Annotated in this window: 24 protein-coding genes; 12 read left to right on the top strand and 12 right to left on the bottom strand. The window is 67.4% G+C overall.

The genetic code is table 11. The annotated features are described in order from the left end of the window. Window positions 1-112: 112 nt before the first annotated feature. Genes NP4_RS09290 through NP4_RS09280 form a run of 3 tightly spaced genes read left to right on the top strand, consistent with a single transcriptional unit; the run spans window position 113 to window position 2881 of the window. Window positions 113-865, top strand: a complete 753-nt coding sequence (locus NP4_RS09290; protein ID WP_067995008.1) for an ATP-binding cassette domain-containing protein — start codon at window positions 113-115, stop codon at window positions 863-865. Continuing rightward, complete coding sequence (locus tag NP4_RS09285) at window positions 862-1887, top strand: ABC transporter permease (RefSeq protein WP_067995005.1); 1026 nt, start codon at window positions 862-864, stop codon at window positions 1885-1887. The genes NP4_RS09290 and NP4_RS09285 overlap by 4 nt, the downstream gene beginning before the upstream one ends. A gap of 28 nt (window positions 1888-1915) precedes the next feature. Further along, window positions 1916-2881, top strand: a complete 966-nt coding sequence (locus tag NP4_RS09280; RefSeq protein WP_067994999.1) for an ABC transporter substrate-binding protein — start codon at window positions 1916-1918, stop codon at window positions 2879-2881. Window positions 2882-2884: 3 nt separating this feature from the next. Here the strand turns inward: NP4_RS09280 and ilvA are convergent, their stop codons facing one another. After that, entirely contained in the window at window positions 2885-4105 is a 1221-nt protein-coding gene (ilvA, locus tag NP4_RS09275) for a threonine ammonia-lyase (protein ID WP_067994996.1), read from the bottom strand. A 183-nt stretch (window positions 4106-4288) separates the two neighbouring features. On the opposite strand from ilvA, the gene NP4_RS09270 reads away from it, so the two are divergent. After that, window positions 4289-4807, top strand: a complete 519-nt coding sequence (locus tag NP4_RS09270; protein ID WP_067994993.1) for a hypothetical protein — start codon at window positions 4289-4291, stop codon at window positions 4805-4807. Between the two features lie 16 nt (window positions 4808-4823). On the opposite strand, the gene idi is transcribed toward NP4_RS09270, so the two are convergent. The 3 genes from idi to NP4_RS09255 all read right to left on the bottom strand — a co-directional run bounded on the left by idi (window position 4824) and on the right by NP4_RS09255 (window position 7890). Beyond that, complete coding sequence (gene idi, locus NP4_RS09265) at window positions 4824-5372, bottom strand: isopentenyl-diphosphate Delta-isomerase (RefSeq protein ID WP_067994990.1); 549 nt, start codon at window positions 5370-5372, stop codon at window positions 4824-4826. After that, window positions 5369-6241, bottom strand: a complete 873-nt coding sequence (locus tag NP4_RS09260) for a geranyl diphosphate 2-C-methyltransferase (protein ID WP_067994987.1) — start codon at window positions 6239-6241, stop codon at window positions 5369-5371. The genes idi and NP4_RS09260 overlap by 4 nt, the downstream gene beginning before the upstream one ends. A gap of 242 nt (window positions 6242-6483) precedes the next feature. Continuing rightward, a complete protein-coding gene (locus NP4_RS09255; protein WP_067994984.1) occupies window positions 6484-7890 on the bottom strand; it encodes a family 2B encapsulin nanocompartment shell protein in 1407 nt (468 codons plus the stop codon). Window positions 7891-8349: 459 nt separating this feature from the next. Between NP4_RS09255 and NP4_RS09250 the strand changes: the two genes are divergently transcribed. After that, a complete protein-coding gene (locus NP4_RS09250; protein ID WP_067995089.1) occupies window positions 8350-11250 on the top strand; it encodes an AMP-binding protein in 2901 nt (966 codons plus the stop codon). 45 nt (window positions 11251-11295) lie between these two features. Here the strand turns inward: NP4_RS09250 and rffA are convergent, their stop codons facing one another. Continuing rightward, window positions 11296-12438 (bottom strand): dTDP-4-amino-4,6-dideoxygalactose transaminase, encoded by a 1143-nt coding sequence (gene rffA, locus NP4_RS09245; protein ID WP_067995086.1) that lies wholly within the window; start codon window positions 12436-12438, stop codon window positions 11296-11298. After that, entirely contained in the window at window positions 12422-13504 is a 1083-nt protein-coding gene (locus tag NP4_RS09240; protein WP_067994981.1) for a glycosyltransferase, read from the bottom strand. Before NP4_RS09240 ends, rffA begins: the two co-directional genes overlap by 17 nt. Before the next feature lie 91 nt (window positions 13505-13595). Here NP4_RS09240 and NP4_RS09235 point away from each other — a divergent pair, with 91 nt between their 5' ends. From NP4_RS09235 to NP4_RS09225, 3 genes are read left to right on the top strand one after another with little or no spacing between them, the layout of a single operon-like run. Further along, window positions 13596-15821: a putative glycosyltransferase family protein gene (locus NP4_RS09235; protein ID WP_114755698.1), complete on the top strand. Its 2226-nt coding sequence runs from the start codon at window positions 13596-13598 to the stop codon at window positions 15819-15821. Then, window positions 15818-16264, top strand: a complete 447-nt coding sequence (locus tag NP4_RS09230) for a GtrA family protein (protein WP_062513773.1) — start codon at window positions 15818-15820, stop codon at window positions 16262-16264. Before NP4_RS09235 ends, NP4_RS09230 begins: the two co-directional genes overlap by 4 nt. Before the next feature lie 10 nt (window positions 16265-16274). Beyond that, entirely contained in the window at window positions 16275-16496 is a 222-nt protein-coding gene (locus NP4_RS09225; RefSeq protein WP_062513771.1) for a Trm112 family protein, read from the top strand. Here NP4_RS09225 and NP4_RS09220 read toward each other — a convergent pair. From NP4_RS09220 to NP4_RS09210, 3 genes are read right to left on the bottom strand one after another with little or no spacing between them, the layout of a single operon-like run. Then, complete coding sequence (locus NP4_RS09220; RefSeq protein ID WP_067994974.1) at window positions 16480-17139, bottom strand: TetR/AcrR family transcriptional regulator; 660 nt, start codon at window positions 17137-17139, stop codon at window positions 16480-16482. The genes NP4_RS09225 and NP4_RS09220 overlap by 17 nt on opposite strands. Beyond that, window positions 17136-17906, bottom strand: a complete 771-nt coding sequence (locus tag NP4_RS09215; RefSeq protein WP_067994971.1) for an ABC transporter permease — start codon at window positions 17904-17906, stop codon at window positions 17136-17138. The genes NP4_RS09220 and NP4_RS09215 overlap by 4 nt, the downstream gene beginning before the upstream one ends. Continuing rightward, window positions 17903-18628 carry an ABC transporter ATP-binding protein gene (locus tag NP4_RS09210; protein ID WP_067994968.1) on the bottom strand — a complete coding sequence of 242 codons (726 nt, stop codon included), beginning with the start codon at window positions 18626-18628 and terminating at the stop codon, window positions 17903-17905. The genes NP4_RS09215 and NP4_RS09210 overlap by 4 nt, the downstream gene beginning before the upstream one ends. 115 nt (window positions 18629-18743) lie before the next feature. Between NP4_RS09210 and NP4_RS09205 the strand changes: the two genes are divergently transcribed. Further along, window positions 18744-19898, top strand: coding sequence for a low temperature requirement protein A (locus tag NP4_RS09205; protein ID WP_067994966.1), 1155 nt, complete (start codon window positions 18744-18746; stop codon window positions 19896-19898). 13 nt (window positions 19899-19911) lie between these two features. Here the strand turns inward: NP4_RS09205 and NP4_RS09200 are convergent, their stop codons facing one another. Further along, window positions 19912-20631: a DsbA family oxidoreductase gene (locus NP4_RS09200; protein WP_067994963.1), complete on the bottom strand. Its 720-nt coding sequence runs from the start codon at window positions 20629-20631 to the stop codon at window positions 19912-19914. Between the two features lie 26 nt (window positions 20632-20657). Here NP4_RS09200 and NP4_RS39800 point away from each other — a divergent pair, with 26 nt between their 5' ends. Together NP4_RS39800 and NP4_RS09195 are read left to right on the top strand one after the other, a co-directional pair. Continuing rightward, a complete protein-coding gene (locus tag NP4_RS39800; RefSeq protein ID WP_082875702.1) occupies window positions 20658-20924 on the top strand; it encodes a DUF3761 domain-containing protein in 267 nt (88 codons plus the stop codon). Window positions 20925-20950: 26 nt separating this feature from the next. Continuing rightward, window positions 20951-21571: a DNA-3-methyladenine glycosylase gene (locus tag NP4_RS09195; protein WP_067994960.1), complete on the top strand. Its 621-nt coding sequence runs from the start codon at window positions 20951-20953 to the stop codon at window positions 21569-21571. Window positions 21572-21580: 9 nt separating this feature from the next. Here NP4_RS09195 and NP4_RS09190 read toward each other — a convergent pair whose 3' ends face one another. Next, entirely contained in the window at window positions 21581-21964 is a 384-nt protein-coding gene (locus NP4_RS09190) for a hypothetical protein (protein WP_114755700.1), read from the bottom strand. A gap of 43 nt (window positions 21965-22007) precedes the next feature. Beyond that, window positions 22008-23621: a 2-isopropylmalate synthase gene (locus NP4_RS09185; RefSeq protein WP_067994953.1), complete on the bottom strand. Its 1614-nt coding sequence runs from the start codon at window positions 23619-23621 to the stop codon at window positions 22008-22010. Window positions 23622-23825: 204 nt separating this feature from the next. Here NP4_RS09185 and NP4_RS09180 point away from each other — a divergent pair, with 204 nt between their 5' ends. Next, on the top strand, window positions 23826-24494 hold the full coding sequence (locus NP4_RS09180) for a FadR/GntR family transcriptional regulator (RefSeq protein ID WP_067994951.1): 669 nt from the start codon (window positions 23826-23828) through the stop codon (window positions 24492-24494). The last annotated feature ends 80 nt before the right edge of the window (window positions 24495-24574 follow it).

The raw sequence follows: 24574 nt of genomic DNA, 5'->3' as shown, positions 1-24574 counted from the left end.
AACTGGGGTGGCGCTGATCTTCGTCGATTCCGCTCACGCCGCGCCGCACCCGTCACTACCATCGGGCGGGCGGATCGGTCATCCGCTGGAGTCGAGGTCGACGGGGTGATCCGTGGTGTTGGAAGCCGAGGGCTTGGTCAAACGCTACGGCGGCGTGGAGGCATTGCGGGGAGCCAACTTTCAAGTCGACGCCGGTGAGGTCGTCGCACTCGTCGGCGATAACGGCGCGGGCAAATCCACACTGGTGAAATGCCTTTCGGGCGCCGAACAACCCGATGAGGGTCGCATTCTGCTCGACGGTGAACCGGTCCGGATGGCCTCGCCGACGGCCGCCCGCCGGCTCGGGGTGGAAACCGTGTATCAGGATCTGGCCGTCGCGCCGGATCTGGACCCGGCCGCGAATCTGTTTCTCGGCCGCGAACTGTTCCGCCGGGGCCTGCCCGGGCGGCTGGGCATGCTCGACCGCAGGGCGATGAAATCCCAAGCGGCCGAGCACTTCCAGCGTCTGGGCGTGGTGCTGCCGCGCGCGGATGTGCCGATCGGCGCGCTGTCGGGCGGTCAGCGCCAGACCGTCGCCGTGGCCCGCGCGGTGATGTGGGCCAGCAAGGTGGTGTTCATGGACGAGCCGACCGCCGCGCTGGGCGTGGTGCAGCGCGAACGGGTGCTCGAGGTGATCCGCCGCGTGCGCGACCAAGGCATAGCCGTCGTGCTCATCAGCCACAACATGCCCGAGGTCCTGGCGGTGGCCGACCGGATCGAGGTGCTGCGCCTGGGGCGGCGGGTGGCCCGCTTCGGCTCCGACGCCACCCTCGAGCAACTGGTCGGCGCCATGACCGGCGCGCTGAACACCGAGGATGAGCAATGACCGAGACCGAGGCCGCCCCGCTGCCCGAACGCGCTCTGTGGCAACGGATCACGGGTGCCAGCACGCTGTGGATCGGCCTGGTGCTGATCGTGCTCTACGCCGCCTTCAGCATCCTGCGCCCGCATTCCTTCCCGACCCGCTTCACCCTGCAGACCCTGCTCATCGAGACCTCGGTGCTGCTGGTGCTGTCGATCGGCATGACCTTCGTGATCATCACCTCCGGCATCGATCTGTCGGTGGGTATGGTGCTGATCTTCTCCGGTGTCATCGGTTCCAAACTCATGGAGTGGCTCAGCCCCGGACAGGACGCCACGCACGCCGGATGGGGCATTGTCGCGGTCGGTTTGGCGGGTTCGCTTGTCGGCGGGTCGTTCTGGGGCCTGGTGAACGGAATGCTGGTGGCCAAGGCCAAGATTCCGCCGCTGATCGTCACCCTGGGCTCCTTCGGCGCGGCCCTGGGCGCGGCGCAACTGATCACCGGCGGCGTCGATACCCGAACGGTGCCCGGAAAGCTGCGCGACTCACTGGGTTTCGGCACCGTACTGGGCGGCGTCCCGATTCTGGTGCTGGTCGCCGCGGTGGTGACCCTCGCCGGGGCCTGGCTGCTGCACACCACCCGCTTCGGGCGTTACACCTATGCCATCGGCTCCAATGCCGAGGCGGCGCGGCGGGCCGGTATCGGGGTCACCCGACATCTGGTGCTGGTGTATCTGATGACCGGATCGCTCGCGGGCCTGGCCGGTTTCATGAATCTGGCGTATTTCGGCACCACCACCATCGGCGGGCACGGGACCGACAATCTCGATGCCATCGCGGGCGTGGTGATCGGCGGCACCAGCCTGTTCGGCGGCGCGGGATCGGTGCTGGGCACCGTCATCGGGGTGTTCATTCCGTCGGTGCTGCGCAAGGGTTTCGTCATCGCGGGGGTGCCGGTGTTCTGGCAGCCGATCGCGGTGAGCATCGTGCTCGTGGCGGCCGTGTGGTTCGACCAGATCCGAAGGCGGTCGCGAGACCGGAAGTAGCACAGCAGAACTCGAAGGTGAGGCGCAGATGAGAACGGGGACGGCAATGGTCGCCGTACTGGCGGCCGCGACGGCGGTACTGGCCGGATGCAGTGGCAAGGTCGGCGATTCGGGAAGCGCCGACACCAAGCGGATCGTGCTCATACCCGGCGTCGCCAATGAGCCGTTCTACATCTCGATGCAGTGCGGCGCGCAGGGCGAGGCCAAAAAGCTGGGATACCAACTGGATACGCAGGCGCCCACCCAATTCGACGCCTCGCTGCAGACCCCGATCGTCACCGGCGTCATCGCGAACAAGCCCGGGGCCATTCTGATCGCGCCGACGCACGCGACCGCGATGGCCAGCCCGATCAAGCAGGCCAGGGACGCGGGCATCAAGGTGGTCGAGGTCGACACCGCCCTGGACGACACCTCGATCGCGCTGTCGTCGATCTCCTCCGACAACACCAAGGGCGGTCAGCTGGCCGCGCAGACGCTCGCGAAGCTGGTGGGCGACAAGGGCCCGGTGCTGGTGATCAATACCAAGGCGGGAACCTCGACCACCGATCAGCGCGCCCAGGGCTTCACCGACGAGTTGAAGAACCATCCGGGCATGAATTCACTCGGCGTGCAGTACAACAACAACGACGCCGCCCAGGCCGCCTCGATCGTCACCGCGACCCTGGCCGCGCATCCGGATCTGGCCGGAATCTTCGCCACCAACCTCAGCTCCGCCGAGGGTGCGGCGACCGGTCTGCGCAATGCCAACAAGCTCGGTCAGGTCAAGCTGGTCGGCTTCGACGCGAGCCCCAAGCAGGTCGAGGATCTGAAGGCCGGAACCGTGCAGGCGCTCATCGCCCAGGATCCGGGCACGATCGGCGTCGACGGCGTGGATCAGGCCGTGGCCGCCCTCGAGGGCAAACCGGTCACCCGGACCGTGCGGACCGACATGATCGCCATCACCCAGACCGATATGGACGCCAATTCGAAGTACTTCTACAAGTCCAAGTGCTGACGCTCAATCCTGTACGCGCACGGTGTAACCCGCCTCGGACAGGGCCTCGAGGACATCGCCGCGGTGGGTGGGGCCGCGGGTCTCGAGGGTGAGCAGAACCTCGACCTCGTCGATGGCCAGCCACGAGCCGGTGCGTGAGTGGACCACGTCGACGACGCTGGCGCCGGTCTTGGCGAGCGCCGCCAGCAGTCGGCCCAGGCTGCCCGCGCGATCGGACAGGGTCACGCGCACGGCCAGATAGCGGCCCGCGGCGCTGAGACCGTGGCCGATCATGCGGGTCAGCAGCAGCGGGTCGACATTGCCGCCGGACAGGATCGCGCAGACCGGGCCCGTAAGCCCCAATTCCTCGGTCCCGCAGGCCATCAGCGCGGCCACCGCGGCCGCGCCCGCGGGTTCGACGATCAGTTTGGCGCGTTCCATACACAGCAGCAGCGCACCGGACAGCGCGTCCTCGCTGACGGTGACCACGGTCGAGGCGTATTCGGCGATATGCGCGAATGGCACGTCGCCGGGCAGGCCGACCGCGATACCGTCGGCCATGGTCGACATGCGTTCCAGCGCAACGGGTTTGCCCGCAGTCAGGGACTTCGGCCAGGCCGCGGCCTGGGCCGCCTGCACGCCCACGACCCGCACATGCGGGGCCAGATGGTGCATGGCGATCGCGACACCGGCCAGCAGCCCGCCGCCCCCGGTGGGCACCAGCACGGTACCCACATCCGGCAGCTGCTCGAGCAGTTCCAGTCCGACCGTGGCCTGGCCGGCGACGATATCGTCGTGATCGAAGGGGTGGATCAGCGTCGCGCCGGTCTGTTCGGCGAAATCCATTGCGGCCGCGATGGATTGTTCGATGGTGTCGCCGACCTGATGAACCGTGGCGCCGTAGGCCCGGGTGGCCACCAGCTTCGGCAGCGACGCGCCCACCGGCATGAACACCGTCGAGTCGATGCCGAGAGTCGTTGCGGACCAAGCGACTCCCTGCGCGTGATTGCCCGCGCTGGCCGCCACCACGCCGCGCGAACGTTCGGTCGCGGTCAGATTCGCGATCCGGTTGTAGGCGCCGCGTGGTTTGAACGATCCGGTGCGCTGCAGATTCTCGCATTTGAGCCGTACCTCGAAGCCCGTGCGTTCCGACAGCACGCGCGAGGCGACGACCGGCGTGCGCCGGATGACCGGCTCCAGCAACTTCGCCGCGGCCTCGATGCGATCCAACCCGATCAACTCCATGGCGTCATGCTGCCAGAAGCGACCCTGGTGGTTCGGCGGCTTCGCCGAGCCGGAGCGGACTGCGCAATCTGCGCCCCCTACCGGCCGGTCGGCTGTGCAGATTGAATATCAATCGCGGCCACGGACACGCCGGGGCGACGGGCGTGCCCGGGGATGCGGCGCGGCAGCGGCGAGGATTCAGGAATGTCCAAAGCCATCGCGGCGCTGACACCGGTCGTACTGATCGCGACCGCATTCGGTTGTGCCGCACCGAGTTCGGCCAGCGCGCCGATGGGCGGCTGCCGGGCGGGGGAGTTCCGGTGGACCGCGGTCGACGCGGCGATCACCATGACCCCGCAGTATCTGACCTTCACCTCGGCCGGTGTGCTGCGCGAATGCTTCGGCACCGTGCCCGGTATCACGAGCGGCACCTTCACCGGCGTGCACACCGCGTGGTCGGACTGCATGCATCCGGCCGACGGTCCGATCACCGTCACGATCGTCTGGTCCGACGGGCAGACCAGTGTGCTGTCGGGTCCGTGGCCGGTCGGCATGAGTCAGCCCACGACCGGGGTGCTGCGCGTGACCGACGGTCTCGGCCAGGGCGATCGGGTGCGGATCGTCGCCGATTACGACGTCGTGACCATGGACAACATGTCCGGCTGCCTGGGCCCGGGCGTGCACACGGGGCTCGGCCGGGTAACCGGCGCGACGTTCGAATGAGCCGCGCCGCCGGGAATCAGTCGGCTCGCGTGGCGATCCGCAGTACGCCGCCGAGCCAGGGCGTGTAGAGATCCGGGCTCGCGTCGAGGGCCTCGGCCAGCGATTCGGGCCGCACCCAGGCGAAGTCGGCGACCTCGTCGGGATCCGGATGCGGCGGCACGCCGTCGAAGCGGCCGACCAGCACGTGATCCCATTCGAATTCCACCCGCCCGGTCGCGGCGTCCGCGGCCTGGTACTGGAAGGTCCCGACCTCGCGCAGTGCGGTGCGGATGCCGAGCTCCTCGATCAGCCGCACGGCCGCGGCGTCGACGACCGACTGTCCGGGCGCGGGATGGCCGCAGCAGGTGTTGGCCCACTGCAGCGGGAATCGAGTCTTCACCCCGGCGCGCTGTTGCAGCAGCACCCGCCCGGATTCGTCGAACAGCAGCACCGAGAATGCGCGGTGCAACAAGCCGGGCGCGGTATGCGCCGCGGCCACCGGACACGAGCCGGTCGCGCGGCCCTGCTCGTCGACCAGTTCGACGAGCAGGGTTTCACGATCGGTCGCTGCGGCGCTGGAACTCACCTACCCACCTTATCGGCGGCGATCAGCAGGTACTGGAAGCTCCCCTCGCGATAGGAGGTGAGGAACGGTTTCTCCACGCCGGTGGCCAGCTCGGAGTGGGTGCGCAGTTCCCAGTACGGGATGGTCGCCGGGGTCAGGTCGACCACGGTGACCGGTACCAGGTTGTGCGCGGCGAGTTGGCGGAAGTATTCGCCGCGCGGGTGGATCATGCAGCCGTAGTGCGCGTCGATCCAGCTGACCGACGCCGATCGTCCGCCCATGACGTCGTTGGAGCAGCCGGTGATGCAGACGTAGCGTCCGCCCGGTCGCAGCAGTCGCGCGAATTCGGCGAACAGATCCGACAGGTCGACGTACATGGTCGTCTCGTTGGTCCAGATGCCGCGCATACTGCCGCTGTCGAAGCCGGTGTCGAGCATATTGCGCAGATGGAACCGGACCCGGTCGCTCACGCCGCGCTCGACGGCCTGGTCGTTGGCGAAGCCCGCCTGATATTCCGAGATCGTCACGCCGTCGACATGGCAGCCGAACCGCTGATTGGCCATGAAACTGGTGCCGCCGCGCCCTGATCCGCCGTCCATCAGCCGATCACCGGGGCCCACGTCGCCGAGGTGGTCGAGCAGCAGATCGGCCTGTGCGGTCTCGAGCCGGTGCAACTCCCGCACGATGCGATCCTGGCGGGTGTCCTCGGGACCCTCGAGCACCGACGGATCGGGTGTGCCGATGCCGTAGTGGTGGTGGTAGAGCCCGTCGACCTCACCGAGTTTGGTGTTGACCCGATCGTCGTTGGGATTGTTGTTCCAGTACGCGGCGACCGACCGCTGATAGGGGCTCTGCAGCACGCTGTCGGGCCCCGGTTCGAGCATGGTCATGGCGGATCATCCTCTCGATCGGTGTAATGCGGTCGGGCCGAGCGGTATTCGCTTCGGCGGCGGCCGCGGCTCGGGTTCGGGCGCCGGCGGCCGCTCGGGCGGGGTCAGCAGGGTCGGCGCGCCGAGTCCGGTCGGTCCGAGCAGCCGACGCGGTACCAGGCCGGTGAGCATCTCGACCAGCTCGGGTGAGAGTGGTTGGACCGCAGGCTCTTTCGCCGGGACTGACATCGTCGCTCACCCGGTCAGTCGGATTGCCGGGCGACCAGTACGTTGTCCAGAATGCCCAGCGCGTCGGGCACCAGTACCGCCGCCGAGTAATAGCAGCTGACGAGATAGGAGATGATCGACTGATCGTCGATGCCCTTGAATCGCACATTCAGGCTGGGCTCGAACTCGTCGGGAATTCCGGTCTGATGCAGACCGATCACACCCTGATCCTTCTCACCGGTGCGCATGGCCAGGATCGAGGTGGTGTTCTTGTCGCTGACGGGAATCTTTCCGCACGGGAAAATCGGCACTCCGCGCCATGCCGGTACGCGATGACCGTCGACGTCGACCGGATCCGGATACAGCCCGCGTTTGTTGCATTCGCGGCCGAACGCGGCGATCGCTTTGGGATGAGCCAGGAACAGTTTGGTGCTGCGCCGCATGCTCAGCAGGTCGTCCAGATCGTCGGGTGTCGGCGCGCCGGATTCGCTGTAGATGCGTTGTTTGAGATCGCAGTTGTGCAGCAGGCCGAAATCGGGATTGTTCACCAGATCGGATTCTCGACGTTCGTAGAGCGCCTCGACGGTCAACCGCAGCTGCTGCTCGATCTGGTTGTGCGGATCGTTGAACAGGTCCGCGACGCGGGTGTGTATGCGCAGTACGCTCTGGGCCAGGCTCAGCTCGTATTCGCGCGGGTGAGCGTCGTAGTCGACGTAGGTTCCCGGCAGGATCGGCTCGCCCGAGTGGCCGGAGGCGATCTCGATCTCCGCCTCGCCGTGCTTGTTCTGCGGACGGTTCTTCTCCTCCGCCATGCGAGACAACTGCTCGTGCAATGCCGGGTATTCGTCGCGCACGCGTTGGAAATCCGCCCGTGAGAGCACCAGCGCGGTCGTGTTGGTCACCGTCCTGACCGTCACCGGCCAGAGTACGTCTCCATTGAGCAGCATGGTTTCGCCGAAGTAACCGCCGCCGGAGAGAAAGCCCAGCTTGGTGACCTCGCCGAATTCGCCGGTGCCCTGTTTGCTCACCTTGCCGTGCACGAGAAGGAAGAGGCTGTCCATCGGATTGCCGAATTCGGCAAGCACGGTGTCGGGCTCGTAATCGCGTTGCTCGAATCGGTGCGCCAGGGCACCGAGGACGTCCTCCTCGCAGAAACCGTGCAGCGGCGACAGTTCCTGGAGTTCGGTGGGAATGACGCGGGCCCGGCCGCCGTCGATATCGAATTCGATCTCGCCGTTCCCCACCGTATGGGTCAACCGGCGGTTCACCCGATAGATACCGCCGTGCACCTGCACCCAGGGCAGCGCGCGCGTCAACCAGCGCGAGCTGATGCCCTGCATCTGGGGCTCGGATTTGGTGGTGTGCGCCAGCAGGTGGGCGGCATCGGTCGACAAGCTCTTTTGCGTATTGTTTTCGGTCTCGATCGGCAATTCGATGGTCATGCCTCGGTCCTCACCTCGAGATGGCCGCCCAAAACTGGACGGTTTTATCCATGGCGAACGAGCGGGCTGGAGCGCCCGCAATTCAATGACACGAGTGAATGGTTGTGTGCGACAGTGCGTTCCGGATTTCTGCGACGATGCATTCCGGCAGATTGATGGTAGGACCCCGAAGCGGATGTTCGCGGCGAAATCGCTCGAGAGCTCCCGAAATCCGTTGTGCTATAACGAATCGGCGTCGATTGGCCGCCGTGACCGCGCCGCGGCCCGCTCGGTGACGAAGCGCACGCCCGGCCGCGTGCGACCAATGCGCCTCGTCACACGGGGCGCGCAGTAGGCTCGGGATGTGGCAAGCTCAACAGGACGCGCAGGGGACTGTGATGGGTGTCACGTGCAGGGTAAGGGCTGGGAGCTACCGTGAAGTTCACAACGAAATCGGTCGTCGATTCGGTGCAGCGGCTGATGGCGACCGCGCAGAACGGGCTCGAGGTCATCCGGTTCGGCGGTCTCACCCACGATGTCGAATCGTCGCCGTACGAGGTCACCGAGCGTAAGCGGATGTACCGGCTGCGGCACTACTTCCCCGACGACACCACCCCCGATCGTCCCGTCGCGGTGCTCGTGCCGCCGCTGATGGTCAATGCCGACATCTACGATGTGAACCTCGAAGGCGGGGCGGTCGGTATTCTTCACCGCTCCGGAATTGATTGCTGGGTGGTGGATTTCGGCTCCCCGGCCGCCGAGGAGGGCGGCTGGCAGCGCGATCTCGCCGATCATGTGCTGGCCCTGTCGAGCGCCATCGATACGATCAACGAGCTCACCGGGCGCGGTGTCCACCTGATGGGCTATTCCCAGGGCGGCATGTTCGCCTATCAAACCGCCGCCTTCCGCTACGGCAAGGGTGTGGAGAGCATCGTCACCTTCGGCAGTCCCGTCGACGTGGTGGCCGGGCTGCCGTTCGGGCTGCCGCACGGGCTGGTCTCCGAGGTCGCCGATTTCGTGGCCGATCATGTGCTGACCCGGTTGCCGATCACCGACGCCATGGTCCGGATGGGCTTCCAGATGCTCGATCCGGTCAAGACCGCCAAGGCGCGGTTCGACTTCCTGCGCCAGCTGCACGATCGGGAGGCGCTGCTGCCCAAGGAGCGCCAGCGCCGCTTCCTCGAGCGGGAGGGCTGGGTCGGCTACGCCGGTCCGGCCGCGGCGGATCTGCTGCGGCAGTTCGTGGTGCACAACCGATTGATGCTGGGCGGCTTCGTGATTCGCGATCAGCCGGTCTCGCTGGCGGAGTTGAAATGCCCGATCCTGGCATTCGTCGGAGAGGTCGACGATATCGGGCAGCCCGCGGCCGTGCGCGGCATTCTGCGCGCGGCGCCCAATGCCGATGTCTATGAGGTATCACTGGTTGCCGGGCACTTCGGCCTGGTCGCGGGCAGTATGGCCACCAATCACACCTGGCCGCTGGTGCGCGACTGGGTGAACTGGCTGGCCGGGGTGGGGGAACCGGCCGAGCAGATCGTGCCCATGACCGAACACGAGCCCGCCAACCGGCAGCGCTCGGCGGCCACCCGGGTGGTGCACACCGCGGCCTCGCTGGCCGAAACCGGCGCGGGGCTGGGCGCGGCGCTGGGCGGGATCGCGAGCAACGCGGTGCGTGGATCGCTCGAGCTCGGCGGTGAGGCGGCGCGGGCGCTGCCGCGGCTGACCCGGCTGGGCATGATTCAACCGCATACCCGAATTTCGCTGGGGCGCTTGCTGTCCGAGCAGTCGCGGCGGGCGCCGCTGGGGGAGCTGTTCCTGTTCGACGATCGCGTGCACACCAATGCCGCGGTCAATGTGCGCATCGACAATGTGGTGCGCGGGCTGATCTCGGTGGGTGTGCGGCCCGCCGTGCGGGTCGGGGTGCTGATGGAGACGCGGCCCAGTGCGCTGGCCGCGGTCGCGGCTCTCTCGCGGCTGGGCGCGGTGGCGGTCATGCTCGCGCCGGGCAGTGAACTCGACCGGGTCGTGGAGTTGACCGGCGCGCGCACGATCATCTCCGATCCGGAGAATCTGCGCGATGCGTGCGCCACCGGGGCGCGGGTACTGGTGCTCGGCGGCGGTGACGCGCGGGGGCTGGATGTGCCACTGGACGGGGATGTGGTCGACCTCGAGCAGATCGATCCGTCGAAGGTGGTGCTGCCGGGCTGGTTCCGGCCGGATCCGGGGCTGGCGCGGGAGCTGGCGTTCATGCTGGTGACCGGGACCGGGGACAAGCTCGAGGTCAAATACATCACCAATCATCGCTGGGCGCTGTCGGCGTTCGGCACCGCGACCTCGGCCGATCTGGATCGTCGCGATACCGTGTACTGCCTTGCGCCGCTGCATCATTCGTCCGGGCTGCTGGTGAGCCTGGGCGGTGCGGTGGCCGGTGGCAGCCGGATCGCGCTGGCGCGCTCGCTGGATCCGGCGGGTTTCGCCGAGGAGGTGCATCGGTACGGGGTCACCGTCGTGACCTACACCTGGACGATGTTGCGCGACATTCTCGACGCGGACACCTTCCCCAACGGGCATTCGCATCCGATCCGGTTGTTCATCGGCTCCGGCATGCCCACCGGGCTGTGGCGGCGGACCACCGAACGTTTCGCTCCCGCACGGGTTCTGGAGTTCTACGCCTCCATCGAGGGCGATGTGGTGCTGGCCAATGTGGCCGGGGTGAAGAAGGGTTGCAAGGGCCGTCCGGTGCCCGGGACCGCGCGGGTGGAGCTGATCTCCTACGACGTCGAGACCGGCGAGATCGTCACCGACGCACAGGGTTTCGCGCGCCGTGCCGCCGACAACGAGGTTGGGCTGCTGATCGGCAAGGCCGCCGAAACGGTCGACATCTCCCAGGGCGGCCTGCGCGGGGTGTTCACCCCCGGCGACGCCTGGATGCCCACGGAAAACCTGTTCCGCCGCGACAGCGACGGCGACTACTGGCTCATGGACCGCCGCGACACGGTCATCCGCACCGACCGCGGCCCCGTCTACACCCAACCGGTGGTCGACGCCCTCAACGACATCACCGCCGTCGATATGGAAGTGGCCTTCGCCCTCCACACCACCGGCAAAACCCTCGCGGTAGCCGCGGTCAGCATCCGCGAAGGCTTCCGCCTCCAACCCAAAGACATCACCGAATGCCTCCGCCCCCTGGCCCCCTCCCAACGCCCCGACCTCGTCTACCTGGTAGACGAAATTCCCCGCAGCTCTTCCTTCCGCCCTTCCACCCGAGCAGTCCAGGCCGCGGTGAAACTGGAGCCCAGCGAAAACACCTGGCGCTACAACCGAACAACGGAGTCCTACGAGATCCTCACCCAAGAGGCCCTGGACGACCTGCTCGACTGACGCCCCCGCCGCCCGGCCTGACGGCCGCGAGGCCGGGCTACAGGGTCAGATCGTGAACGCGGTGACGCCCTCGATGACTCGGGCGATCTGGGCATCCGACAGGTCCGGCCACAGGGGCAGGCGGATCAGCGTGCTGGAGAACTCGGCGGTATTCACGCACGGGTGGGGTGTGCGGCCGAGTTTGAGGCCCGCTGGGCTGGAGTCCAGGGGGACGTAGTGGAAGGGGGCCGAGATGCCTTGGGCGCGTAGGTGATCGATGAGCGCGTCGCGGGTTTGCTCGGTGGGGGTGCGCAGGTAGTAGAGGTGCGCGGTGTGTTCGCGGTCGGCGGGGACTTCCATCAGACGGATGTCGTTGCGGGCGGCCCAGGCGGGCAGGGCCGCGGCGTAGGCGTTCCAGACGCGGAAGCGGCCCGCCTGGATGGTGTCGAATTCGCTCAGCTGGGCGTCGAGGACCGCGGCGTTGAGTTCACTGGGCAGGTAGCTCGAGCCGATGTCCTGCCAGGAGTACTTGTCGACCGCGCCGCGCAGGAACCGCGCCCGGTCGGTGCCCTTCTCGCGAATGATCTCCGCGCGGGCCATCAGGATCTCGTCGGAGAGCAGGATCGCCCCGCCCTCGCCGCAGTGCACATTCTTGGTGTCGTGGAAGCTCAGCGCGCCCGCGGTGCCGATACTGCCCAGTGGGCGGCCGCGCCAGCTGCCGCCCAGCCCGTGCGCGTTGTCCTCCACGATCGCCAGCCCGTGCGCCCCGGCGATCTCGAGCAGCCGGTCCATCTCCGCGGCTACGCCACCGTAGTGGATCAGCGTGATGGCCTTGGTGCGATCGGTGATCGCCGCGGCCACCGAATCGGGGTCGATATTGCCGTGCTCATCGATATCGGCGAAGACACATGTCGCCCCGCGCAGCGCCATGGCCGTCGCGGTGGAGGTGAACGCGAAGCTGGGCACGATGACCTCGTCGTCGGGCCCGAGGTCCAGCAGCAGGGCCGCCAGTTCCAGCGCGTGTGTGCACGAGGTGGTCAGCAGCGCGTGCGGCGCCCCGGTGATACAGCGCAACTTCGCGGTGGCCGCCGCGGTGAACTCGCCGTCGCCGTGACTGTGGTCCGACGACAACACGGTCTCGAGGTTGGCCAGCTCGCGCGCGGCCCGGAAGGGCCGGCTGAAGATGATGCGGTCAGTCACGCGGGACATACCCTCCGATCGCTGCGGAATCCGACGACGCGCGCGCCTGCGGTTCGGGACGCGGTGTCGGCGAATCTACCGTCAGATACAGCGGTTTGCCCACCAGGACATGCAGCGCCACCCCCAGATACTCGGCGATCAACCCGAGCGAGAACAGAATCGCCCCCGACACCAGCAGCAACACCACGATCGTCGATGCCCAGCCCTCGGGATTGTTGCCGTGCCCGAAGGTCTTCTGCCACACGATGATTCCCGCGACCACCAGCCCTGCCAGCGCCAGCGTCACCCCGAGCATGCTCACCAACCGCAGACCGCGAGTTCCGCTGCACAGCACCATCTTCCAGAACAGCGAGAACAGCCGCCGGTAGTTGTAGCCGGACTCCTCGCGCCCCTCCGCGCGCAACACCACCGGCGCCTGCGCGGTGTTGTCCACCACCCAGGTCAGCGCCACGTCCAGATATACGCCGTTGGAGGCGACCTCGGCCAACTGCCGCGCGATCGGACCGCGGATCAGCCGATAGCTTTCGAACCGCGTCGAATCCGGGAAGGCGAACAGCGAGGCCAGCACCAGCTTCGCGCCGCGGGAGGTGAGATTGCGCAGGAATCCGTGCGGCCGGGTGTTGGTCGGTTTGGAATAGACCAGATCGGCCCGCTGCGCCAGCGCGGTATCGATGAAGGTCCCGATGAAGCCGGGATCGTGCTGCCCGTCCTCGTCCATCGTGACGATCCACTGCCCGCTCGCGGCCGCCATACCCGCGATCGTCGCCGCGTCCTGGCCGAAGTTGCGGCTCAGCCAGACCACCCGCACACGTTCGTAGTCGCGATCGAGCTGCTGCAGCACCACATCGGAACGATCGGGACCGTGATCGTGTACCAGCACGATCTCCTCGACGGCGAAGATATTGCCGTCGGCGGTCGTGGTGGGCCGGCCCAACTCGTGTAATTCCTCGACCAGTCCGGCGATCGTCTGCTCACCGCGATACACCGGCACCACAACGGACACGGCATGTACGCGGCGATGGCCGTTGACATGCTCGGTCGTCGGATGCGGCGACTGTACGGAGGGAATCGACATCAGCTGGTTCGACTTTCGACGGCGGGTGCGCGCGGCGTGAACTCTAACACGCTGTCCAGGCGCTCCCCGCGCCCTGTAGGGTCTGTCAATCGTGGTGGAAAGTCCGCGTAGAGACGTGTATCGATGGGGTGCGATCACCGCCGTCGGGGTGGTCGCCGGATATGTCGCGGTCCTACTCGCCAACGCGAGACATTTCTACACCGATGACACCGAATCCCAATACACCCCCCTGTGGGTGATGCTCGGTCGCTATCTCCGCGAGGGCCATCTGCCGGTGCTCATCCCCGAGCAGTGGATGACCGGTAACTACACGATGGAGGAGGCGGGGCTGTTCAACCCGCCGCAGCTGCTGATCGATCTGATCGCGCCCTCGGTCGACAATCTCGCGGTCTACGCGACCATCGTGAAACTGATCTTCGCGATCATCGCCGCGCTGGGCGTGTACCGGGTGTGCCTGGCCTACGGCGGGCGCGTGCAGTGGGCGGCGGTGGCGGGCATCGCCTTTCCGCTCACCGGCTGGTTCCTGTTCTTCGATCAGGCCAGCTGGGTCACCTCACTGACCGGTACCGCGTGGATGGTGCACGCCTGGGCGTCCTCGGTGCGCTACGCGCGCGGTAAGGGCGGGCCGATTCCGGTGTTCGTCTTCCTTTATCTGGCGATCTCGGTGGAATATGTCTTCCCGGCCGTGGAATCGGCGCTGATGCTGGTGGCCGTCGCGGTGGGTGAGCTTGTCCACCAACGCAAATGGCAGCCGATCGTGCGCCTGGCGGTGGTGGCCGGATTCGCGGGCCTGGCCGGTCTGATGACCTATCTGCCGAGCATGCTCTCGGCCAAGGTGAGCTGGCGCGGCACCTCGCAGATCAACAACGACCAGTTCCTCACCGTGCCCTGGTCGGAATCGCTGAATGCCAGCCTGCCCTCCACGCTGCCCGCGTTCAATTCCTGGTGGGGCTATATCCAGCCGCTGCCCATGACCTATATCGCCTGGTTCCTGATCCCGGCGCTGGCCTTCGTCGATTGGGGTAAGGCTCGCGCGGCGTGGCGGGAACTGACGGCGGTGGCGCTGTTCGCGACCATGTTCCTGATGTGGACGGCCGGACCGGGCACGGTCGGTCCGCTGCGCTGGCCCGCGCGCGTGCTGCCGATGCTGGCGCTGGGCCTGCTGGTGCTGGTGTGCGTGCTGCTCGGCCGGTTCGGCACCTTCTCGAATTGGCGCAGTCGCGGGATCGCGGGCCTGGTGTTGATCGGGCTGCTGTGGGTGCGCACCTTCTCCGCCGATCCGCACGATGTGGTCTGGCATCTGCTGTCGGCCGTGGTGGTTGCCGCGCTCGGCGCGGGCGTGATCTGGCTCGGCCGCACCAGGGGTACGGCCGCGGCGGTGGTGCTGACGATCGTGGCGATGTTCCCGATCGCCTACGCGCAGGTGCGTGGGGCGCAACCGAATCCGATGAGCTGGAATCTGCCGACCAACCGCTCCGAGGCCAAGGCGGCGTTCCCGAAATTCGACGGCCTGACCATCCAGCTCGGCGACCGCGGGCTCCTACAGCCCAACGAACGCACGCTGCAGGGCGCCTACGGCTCACTGGTTTTCGGCAATTACGCCAAGGACCTGAACCTGCACTACGTCAACGGCTACACGCCCAACGGGCACTACTGGTTCGGCGAAATGCTGTGCATGCGCTGGGATTCCAGCGTCTGCCCGGACGCGTTCCGGCGGCTGTTCACCCCCGAGGCGACCACCGGCCGCGCGCCGGTGGATCTGATGAAGCTGGACCGGGTGGTGCTGCAGCGAGCCATGTTCCCCGAGGCGGGTGACCATCCCGCGCCCGAGGGCTGGAAGTGGGTCGACTATCCCGGCCACGAGCGCTACATCCGGGTCCTCGAACGCGAGGGTGGCCCGATCTCGGGTGTCAACGGCCGCGTCGCCGACGTCAGCGGCGTCACCGCCGACTCGATCTCGGAATCGGATACCACCAGCCGGGTGCGGGTGAGTTCGGCCGAGGGCGGGCGCGTGGTGTTCGCGCGGCTGGGCTGGCCGGGATATCGGGTGACGCTCAACGGTAAGCCGATCGATTTCACCACGGTCGCGAAATCCTTTGTCGCGGTGAATATTCCGGCGGGCACCGACAATGCCGTCCTCGATGTCAGCTGGCGGCCGCCGGGCTGGAAGATCGGTATCGCGAGCGCGATCGCCGGACTGCTCGGACTCGGCATCATGCAGTGGCTGTACATCCGCTCGCGTCGTCGCCGCGACGATCCGTCGCCGACCGAGGCCACCGGCGAATCCGAACGCGAACTGGCGGAAGCGGTCTCGTGAATCAGGCCCCGGAGGCGGGCCTGCTGCTACGCCTGATCCGCCGCCAGGAGATCGCGTTCGCGATGGTCGGCGTCGCCAATACGGTGCTGGGTATGGCGCTGACGGTGTTCTGGCTGAAGGTGCTCGACGATCGGTGGCCACCCGCGGTCGCGGTGGTGCTGGCCTACTGCGTCAGCATCGTGTTCGCCTTCGTCGCCCATCGCACCCTGGTGTTCCGCGTGCGGGGGCAGCTGCTGCGCGATTTCCTGCGGTTCGTACTGGTGAATTCCGGTGGGCTGCTGTTGAATACGGTGGGTGTGCAGCTGGCGGTCGGCGTATGGCGGCTGCCCGAAACACCGGCGACCGTGGCGGTGATGGGTCTGGTGGCGGTGGCCACCTTCTTCGGACACCGGTACTTCTCCTTCCGGCGGGCGCCGGACGCTCCGGTCGCGCCGAACCGGTAGGTTATCGATCATGGCGGAGCAAACCTTGGATTCCACGCTGTTGAGCCTGCTGGCCTGCCCGCAGGACAAGGGCCCGCTGTCGCTGGTGCACGATGCCGCCGGGGACAGCCTGCTCTACAACCCGCGCCTGCGCCGGGCCTATCGCATCGATAACGGCATTCCCGTGCTGTTGATCGACGAGGCCCGCGAGGTGACCGACGCCGAGCACGAGGCGTTCACGGCTCAGAACTGAAGTCCAGATCGCCGGTGAGGTAGCGCTGCAGTGTCGGCCCGACCAGTCGCGCCACCTCCCCGACGGGCATCGACGCCAGCGGTTCGATGGCGACGATTTTGCGGCCGACCAGCAGTCCGATCATCTGGGAGGCGGTCAGCACCACCCGGGTGTCCCCGGTGCCCGGCGGCGAATCCACCCGGCGGCGAACATCTTTGAGTACCACCTCGAGCAGAAATTGCCGCGCCAGCGCGCCGTCCCCGCCGAGCAGCGTGCGAAAGGCCGCGACGGCCTGGACGCCGATGGGGGAGTCCCAGACCTGCACCACATGTCGCACGATGGTCTCGCCGAGATCCTCGATCGGCGCGGCCGCGATCCTGGCCGTGATGATCTGCGGATCCAGCGGTAACCGCAGGGCGGCGGTGAGCAGTTCGGCCTTGGTGCCGAAATAATGGTGCACCAGCGCCGGATCCACCCCGGCCGCGCCCGCGATGGATCGAATGGACGCCTTGTCGAAACCGACCTCGGCGAAGCGCGCGCGGGCGGCCTCGAGGATGGCCTCGCGGGTACCCGATTGCCCCGGCCGTCGCCCGCTGCGCCCGGAACCGGCCGGACCGTTGGAGTCGACCTCCTGCGCGCGTCCGCCGCTGCCGGTCGCGGTCATGCCGTGCGCCTGCGTAGGGTGGCCGCGCCCAAACCCAGTGCGACGGCGGCGAACAGGGCAACGATGCCCAGATCCCGCCACATCTGCCCGGTCGCGCCGGTATAGCGCGACACCTGCTGCAGGGCGTCCACCGCATAGCTGAGCGGCAGCACATCGCTGATGATCTCCAGCCACCGGGGCAGTTGATCACGCGGTACCAGCAGGCCGCACAGGAAGAATTGCGGTCCGACGATCATCGGCATGAACTGTACCGCCTGGAATTCGGTGCGCGCGAACGCACTTGCCAGCAGTCCCAGCGCCACACCGAGCACCGCGTCGAGGATCGCGATCAACAACACCAGCCACACACTGCCGCGCGCGGTCAGTCCGAGCAGGCCGAACGACACCAGACAGGCCAGTCCGGCCTGAGCGGCCGCGGCGACCGAGAACGCGGTGCCGTAGCCCGCCAGCAGATCCGGTTTCGACAGCGGTGTGGTCATCAACCGCTCGAGCGTGCCGGAGGTGCGTTCGCGCTGCATCGCGATGGCGGTGATCAGGAACATCACGATGAACGGCAGGATGCCCAGCATGCTGATGCCGACGCGGTCGAACAGCCGCGGGATGCCCGGGGCGGTCGGGGTGTCGTGATACACGAAGTACAGCAACGTCATCAGCAGCGTCGGAACCAGCAGCAACATGGCGACCGTGCGGTGGTCGGCACGCAGCTGGCGCAGGATGCGGATCGTGGTGGCGGTGTAGCAGCGCAGCGGAACGGAGACGGTGGTCATCGCGGCTGTTCCATTCTGATCAGGGCGAGGAAGGCGTTCTCCAAACTGCTCTCACCGGTGCGCCGGCGCAGTTCGTCCGGGCTGAGCTGGGCCAGCAGATGGCCCTCCCGGATGAGCAGCAGCTGATCGCAGTGCTCGGCCTCATCCATCACGTGACTCGAGACCAGCAGGGTGCGGCCCTGCGCGGCGAGGGCGTGGAACTGCTTCCAGAGTTCCACGCGCAGTAGGGGATCCAAACCCACGGTCGGTTCGTCGAGGATCAGCAGTTCCGGATCGGCGACCAGCGCGCAGGCCAGCGAGGCCCGGGTGCGCTGTCCGCCGGAGAGCTGATTGCCGCGCTGCCTGGTGTGCTCGCCCAGGCCGACGGCTTCGATGGCCGCGGTCACGTCCGCGCTCGAACGTCCGTACAGCGCAGCGAAATACGAGACGTTGTCGGTGATCGAAAGATCGTCGTAGATGCTCGGCGCCTGCGTGACATAGCCGACGCGGGCGCGGAGCCGGGGGCTGCCCGCCGCCTCGCCGAGCACCCGCAGGCTGCCCGCCTGCACCAGCTGGGTGCCGACGATGCTGCGCATGAGCGTGGTCTTGCCGCAGCCGGACGGGCCGAGCAGGCCGGTGATACAGCCGCGCGGCACGGTGAGCGAAATGTCGTGGAGTACTTCGCGTCCGCCGCGCTGCACCCGCAGGTGCGCGATCTCGACCGCGGAGTCAGGTGCCGTCATGGCCGTCCTTATTCATCGAATGCGTAATTCATCGTGTGTTGAATTCTGCGCGCGATCATCCGCCGATGCAAGAGCCCACGCCTTCGCTGCGCGCGGCGGGCTCTAGTCTCAGCTCGTGACCAGCGATATCCCCGCCGAAACCGTGGCGGCAGAGGGCGGCCAGATCCGTGCCTCGACCCTGGAGTTGTTCTTCGATCTCGTCTTCGTTTTCGCCATCACCCAGCTGACCCATGCCTTCACCGAACATCCGGGCTGGCCCGCGCTGGGACGGGTGATGCTGGTCTTCGCGATCACCTGGTGGATGTACAGCGGCTATGTCTGGCTGACCAACGAGGTCGCGCCCAGTTCGACGACGCGACGCACCGGGCTGCTGGTCGGCATGTTCGGCTTTCTGGTGATCGCCCTGGCCGTTCCGGGCGCGTTCGAGGGATCGGGCGTGGCCTTCGGCGTGGGCTATCTGGTGGTCAACACCGTGCATTCGGTGCTGTTCTGGGCCAATGGCGGCGGCCGCGTCGCCGCGACGATGCTGCGGTTGGTTCCGCTGAATACCGTGTCGGCGCTGCTGGTTCTGATCGGCGGCTGTGTGCACGGCTGGCCCCGGTATCTGCTGTGGACCGCGGCGCTGGCCGTGCAGATCGTGACGCCGTATCTGTTCGATCCGGGCGGGTTCGTCATTCGCGCCAGCCATTTCTGCGAACGACACGGCCTGGTGCTGCTCATCGCGATCGGCGAATCCGTGGTGGCGATCGGCGCGGGACTGGAGGGGGAGGAGATCACCATCGGGCTGCTGGCGATGGTCGCGCTCGCGCTGACGCTCGCGTACGTGCTGTGGTGGGCGTATTTCGGGATGGACGACGAACGCGGCGAACACGCGCTGGCACAGGTGCCGGACGCACGGCGGGGTCGGCCCGCCGTGCTCGCCTACGGCTATGCGCTGTATCCGATGCTGGTCGGCATCATTCTCACCGCCGCCGGAATCAGAACCGTACTGGCACAGGGACACAGCTCGGTACCGGTCTCGGCCGCGCTGGCGCTGTCCGGAGGTGTGGCGCTGTTCCTGTTCGGACAGGGCTGTTTCCGGCTCGCGCTCGGTCTGCCGCGACCCTGGCTACGGATGCTCGGCGCACTGGCCGTGCTGGCGACGGCCCCGATCGGCGTCGCGTGGGTCGGCTGGGCGCAGCTGCTCACCCTGGTGATCGTGGCCTACGGCCCGATCATCGCCGATGACCTGCTGAGCCTGCGCGCCGGGGAACACAACGCGTATCTGTGAGAACGGCTGCGGCTCAGTCGCGTTCGGGCAGGGCGCAGCCGTCCGGGCCGCAGGCATCGCCGCCGCCGACCACCTCGAGCACCGGCGCGTGATCCGACCACGCCTGCCGCAGCGCCTGGGCGAACACCTCCGGCGGCTGCGCGCCCGATACGCCGTATTTGCGATCGAAGACGAAGAAGGGCACACCCGTCGCACCGAGCCGGGCGGCCTCCTGCTCGTCGGCCCGCACGGCATCGGCGTAGGCCTGCGGATCGGCGAGCACCGCGCGGACATCGGTCTCGTCGAGTCCGGCCTGTCCGGCGAGTTCGATCAGGCGCTCGGTGTCGGCGAACAGCGGCCGGTCCTCGGCGAAGTTGCCGCGATACAGCGCGTCGAGCAGTTGCTCCTGGCGGCCGTGCGCGAGCGCGTAGTGCAGCAGCCGATGCATGTCGAAGCTGTTGCCGAAATCGCGGCCCGAGGTCTGATACGGCAGTCCCATCGCCTCGGCCTGCGCGCCGATACCGCGTTCGTTCGCCGCGGCCTGCGCCTCGCTGATGCCGTATTTGTGCGCGATATGCGGCACGACCGGACCGCTGTGCTCGGCGGGCAGCGTGGGATCGAGCTCGAAGGAGCGATGCACCACCCGAACCTCGTCGCGATGGGCGAATTCCGCGAGCGCCGTCTCGAAGCGACGCTTGCCCAGGTAGCAGAACGGGCAGTTGATATCGGTCCAGATCTCGACCTGTACGGCCATATCTCCTCATTCGGTCGGCGATTGTCGTGATATGTCAACCACGCGCCGATCCGAGCTGTTCCGGACGCCGCCGAAGAGGGTGCCGCAGGTCACTTTCGAGGCTGTCACGTTCGGCCGCCCTGGTTTGTCCCGGCCGATACGAGAACGCGGACAACGCCTGCGTGGCCCGCCCGCAGCTGTCCGACACCGCACCCGACGGTGCGACGGCCCAGTGGCGCGACGACACCTACAGCTGCAGCCGGAATCGTCGCGGCACATGCTCGGGTCACGGCGGCGTCGCCCGCGGGCTGTAGTTCGGGCGTGTGGACAATGGTTCGTTGTGTGTGCCGAGGAACTTGCCGTCGAACCATTGGCCGCCGCTCGCCGACTGCTCGGCGCGACCCTGTGGTCCGGGCCCGTCGGGGCGCGGATCGTGGAGGTCGAGGCGTATGGAGGTGATCCGGCCGGGCCGTGGCACGACCCGGCCGCGCATTCCGGGCGCGGTCGCACGCCGCGCAATGCGGTCATGTTCGGTCCGCCCGGGCGGCTGTATGTGTACTTCAGCTACGGCATGCACACCTGCGTCAATGTGACCAGCGGACCGGACGGCGTCGCCAGCGCGGTACTCATCCGCGCCGGCGAGGTGATCGCCGGGCACGATATCGCTCGCGGTCGCCGCCCGGCCGCCCGCACCGATATCGACCTGGCCCGGGGGCCGGGCAATTTCGGCAGTGCCCTCGGGATCGCCCTGGCCGACTACGGAACCGACCTGTTCGACGCCGAATCGCCGATCCGCCTGGAACTCGGACCCGAGATCACCGACGCCTCGGCCATCGGCGTCGGGCCGCGGGTCGGCGTCAGCCTCGCCGCCGACCGGCCGTGGCGGCTCTGGCTGACCGACTCCGCGGCCGTATCCGCCTACCGGCGCAGTCCTCGCGCACCGCGCGAGAAGTCGGCGTAGTGCCGCGGCCTAGCGATTCTCGACCGTGACGACGGTTTCATTACTGCCGTTGCTCTGCAAGTGGTACTCGTCGGCATACGGCGGCGTCCACGTCAGGTTGCCCACGTTGTTGACGATCTGCACCGCGATCAGCCGGAAGTCCCCGGGGTGATTCTTGGGAACGATGGCGAGCTTGGTCTCGCCCGTCACCGGCGGCGAACCATAGAGGGGTGTGTAGGCGATCGTCACCGCGTAGGTCGAACCGGCGTATCTATGACCGTTGTCGGAGGAAACGGATACGCCGACAAGGTATTCCGCGGATGCCGGCGGCGCCGTGAGCGCCAGGGCGGCCGCGGCCGCTCCGATACCCAGTCCCACCCGCCGCATGTGCCGACCCCGTAGCGTCGCGATCATGATTCTCCCCCTCCTGGCGAACGCCGATATTCGACAGCGTACCTCAGCAGGCGGTCAATTGTTCTCTGCCGCAAGCTGATTCCCGATGCGCCGCCGCCATCACCGCCCGACAAGCGGCCTCGGCCGCGGAACCGCCGGTACCGATGGCCCAGCCGGTGTCCGCGCCGACCCGGAATTCCAGATAGCAGATCGAGGTCGACGGATCGATGACCTGGTCGGCGCTCGACAGGATCTCGATCCGCGGCCCGGATTCGGCGATCGCCTGAATCGTCGCCTCGATCGATGCGAATGTGCCGTCCGCCAGCGGAATTCGCTCCTCGGCGTCCGCATAGGTCGACATCAGCAACTCGTACAGCGTCGCCGCGGAGATCTCGCGGCCGGTCCCATCGGTATGCCGCTGGACGTGGCGCGCGAAGTCGATCTGCAGGCGACGCGGCAGTTCCAGCCCGTACTCCGACTGCAGTAGATATGCGATCCCGCCCTTGCCCGATTGCGAATTGACCCGGATCACCGCATCGTAGGAGCGGCCCACATCGGCGGGATCGATCGGCAGATACGGCACCTGCCACAGCGCCTCGCGCTCGTCGATGCCCTGCGCGGCGGCCCGGGCGCGGTGTTCGGCGAAGCCCTTCTTGATCGCGTCCTGATGCGTTCCGGAGAACGCGGTGTAGACCAGATCGCCCGCGTAGGGATGCCGCTCGGGAATCGGCATACCCGTGCAGTGTTCGACCGTGCGGCGAACGGCATCGATATCGGAGAAGTCAATCATCGGATCCACGCCCTGCGCATGCAGATTCAGCGCCAGCGTGGCCAGATCGACATTGCCGGTGCGCTCGCCGTTGCCGAAAACGCAGCCCTCCACCCGCTGCGCGCCCGCCAGCACCGCCAGTTCGGCGCAGGCGATTCCGGTGCCGCGGTCGTTGTGCGGATGCACCGACAGGATCACGCTGTCGCGCCGGGCCAGATTGCGATGCATGTACTCGATCTGGTCGGCATAGACATTGGGCGTCGCGACCTCGACGGTGGCGGGCAGATTCAGGGTCACCGGCCGATCCGGTGTGGCGTTCCACAGCGCGGTCATCCGATCGCACAGCTCCAGGACGTAATCCGGTTCGGTGAGTATGAAAACCTCGGGGGAGAACTGGAATCGAATATCGGGCCGATCACCGGCCGCCGCGGCGACGGCCCGGCCGCCCGTCAGGATCAATTCGGTCAGTTCCGCGCGCGAGAACCCCAATACGGTCTCGCGCCATATCGGTGCGGTGGCGGTGTACATGTGGATCACCACGTCGTTGCGGATGCCGCGCACCGAATCCAGGGTGCGTTCGATCAGTTCGGGCCGCGCGGGGGTGAAGACCACGATCGTCACGTCCTGCGGCGCGATATCGGATTCGGCGATCAGCCGCACGAAGTCGTAGTCGGTCTGCGAGGCGCTCGGGTAGCCGACCTCGATCTCCTTGTAGCCCATGGTCACCAGCTGTTCGAAGAACCGGCGCTTGCGGTCCGGATCCATGGGCTCGGCCAGGGCCTGATTGCCGTCGCGCAGATCGACCGGCACCCACAGCGGCGCGGCGGTGATCCGGTTCGACGGCCAGCGCCGATCGGTGAGGGGGACCGAAACCCGTTCGTAGACAGAGCGATACCGGTGCGACGGCATGACGGAGGGCTGCTGACGATTCCAGGACATGGAAGTGATCGCTTTCGCGTCGAGGGGAGTGGACCGGCGCGACAGAGCAACCCGCGGGCAGGGAGCCGGTCGAATCAGACCCCGCCGCGGCAGCGGAGGAGAAGCAGACCGGATCCCATGTGGCCTACACTAACCAACGACAACTCCTCAGACAAGTAGAGAGGCAATCGAGTCTTGGCGCACGTACAGCGGCATCCGCTCGCCGCGCAGGCGGCCGACTTACTGCTGGATCGGATCCGCGCGGGCGAATGGCAGCTGGGCCACAAGCTGCCCGGCGAGACGACGCTGGCCGCGCAGCTGGGTGTGGGACGCTCGACGCTGCGCGAGGCGATTCGCGAGCTGGCGGGTAAGGGCGTGCTCGAAAGTCGGCAGGGCGCAGGCGTTTTCGTCACCGCGCTGGATACCGTCGAGGATTGGGACACCATCCTGCGCCGCGCCGATATCGTCGCGGTCATCGAGGCGCGTCTCGCCATCGAGGCCGAATGCGCGGCGCTGGCCGCGCGCCGGCGCACCCCGGCGGATCTGCGGGCCATGTGGCGGGCGCTGGCCGCGCGGGCCGAAGCCCCGGCATCGGCGCCGGATCTGGTCGACGCCGATACCGCATTCCATCGCACGGTCGTCGCCGCCGCGCATAACGACATCCTCACCGGCATGTTCGACGCCTTCATCCCGCGCTCGCGCCGGGCGATGATCGACATGCTCAGGATTCGCCCGCTGCCCGACGAGCGAGCCGACCATCACGCGCACGAGGTGCTGCTCGACGCCATCCGCCGCCGCGACGAGGCCGCGGCGGTCGCGGCGAGCCGAATCCATCTGACGTCGTTGAAAGAGGCGCTCGGCTGAGCGATGAGTTCTCGCGGCGGTCCCCGTCCTAGTTGGTGAGCGCGTTCGACAGCGAACCGGCAAGCACCGAAAAGGAATTC

It is taken from the genome of Nocardia pseudobrasiliensis NBRC 108224 (assembly GCF_001613105.1).
In the GTDB taxonomy this organism is placed as follows: domain Bacteria; phylum Actinomycetota; class Actinomycetes; order Mycobacteriales; family Mycobacteriaceae; genus Nocardia; species Nocardia pseudobrasiliensis.
Note: the sequence above shows the minus strand (reverse complement) of the source record. Positions and strands in the feature narration are given on the sequence as shown.

Excerpts from the sequence above, each read along its gene's own strand:
- NP4_RS09285 (WP_067995005.1), top strand. The coding sequence starts at position 862 with ATGACCGAGACCGAGGCCGCCCCGCTGCCCGAACGCGCTCTGTGGCAA.
- NP4_RS09225 (WP_062513771.1), top strand. The coding sequence starts at position 16,275 with ATGGCGGAGCAAACCTTGGATTCCACGCTGTTGAGCCTGCTGGCCTGC.
- NP4_RS09250 (WP_067995089.1), top strand. The coding sequence starts at position 8,350 with ATGGCGACCGCGCAGAACGGGCTCGAGGTCATCCGGTTCGGCGGTCTC.
- NP4_RS09280 (WP_067994999.1), top strand. The coding sequence starts at position 1,916 with ATGAGAACGGGGACGGCAATGGTCGCCGTACTGGCGGCCGCGACGGCG.
- NP4_RS09260 (WP_067994987.1), bottom strand. The coding sequence starts at position 6,241 with ATGACCATGCTCGAACCGGGGCCCGACAGCGTGCTGCAGAGCCCCTAT.
- NP4_RS09240 (WP_067994981.1), bottom strand. The coding sequence starts at position 13,504 with ATGTCGATTCCCTCCGTACAGTCGCCGCATCCGACGACCGAGCATGTC.
- ilvA (WP_067994996.1), bottom strand. The coding sequence starts at position 4,105 with ATGGAGTTGATCGGGTTGGATCGCATCGAGGCCGCGGCGAAGTTGCTG.
- NP4_RS09190 (WP_114755700.1), bottom strand. The coding sequence starts at position 21,964 with ATGATCGCGACGCTACGGGGTCGGCACATGCGGCGGGTGGGACTGGGT.
- NP4_RS09185 (WP_067994953.1), bottom strand. The coding sequence starts at position 23,621 with ATGCCGTCGCACCGGTATCGCTCTGTCTACGAACGGGTTTCGGTCCCC.
- NP4_RS09270 (WP_067994993.1), top strand. The coding sequence starts at position 4,289 with ATGTCCAAAGCCATCGCGGCGCTGACACCGGTCGTACTGATCGCGACC.
- NP4_RS09255 (WP_067994984.1), bottom strand. The coding sequence starts at position 7,890 with ATGACCATCGAATTGCCGATCGAGACCGAAAACAATACGCAAAAGAGC.
- NP4_RS09220 (WP_067994974.1), bottom strand. The coding sequence starts at position 17,139 with ATGACCGCGACCGGCAGCGGCGGACGCGCGCAGGAGGTCGACTCCAAC.
- NP4_RS09215 (WP_067994971.1), bottom strand. The coding sequence starts at position 17,906 with ATGACCACCGTCTCCGTTCCGCTGCGCTGCTACACCGCCACCACGATC.
- rffA (WP_067995086.1), bottom strand. The coding sequence starts at position 12,438 with ATGTCCCGCGTGACTGACCGCATCATCTTCAGCCGGCCCTTCCGGGCC.
- NP4_RS09210 (WP_067994968.1), bottom strand. The coding sequence starts at position 18,628 with ATGACGGCACCTGACTCCGCGGTCGAGATCGCGCACCTGCGGGTGCAG.
- NP4_RS09200 (WP_067994963.1), bottom strand. The coding sequence starts at position 20,631 with ATGGCCGTACAGGTCGAGATCTGGACCGATATCAACTGCCCGTTCTGC.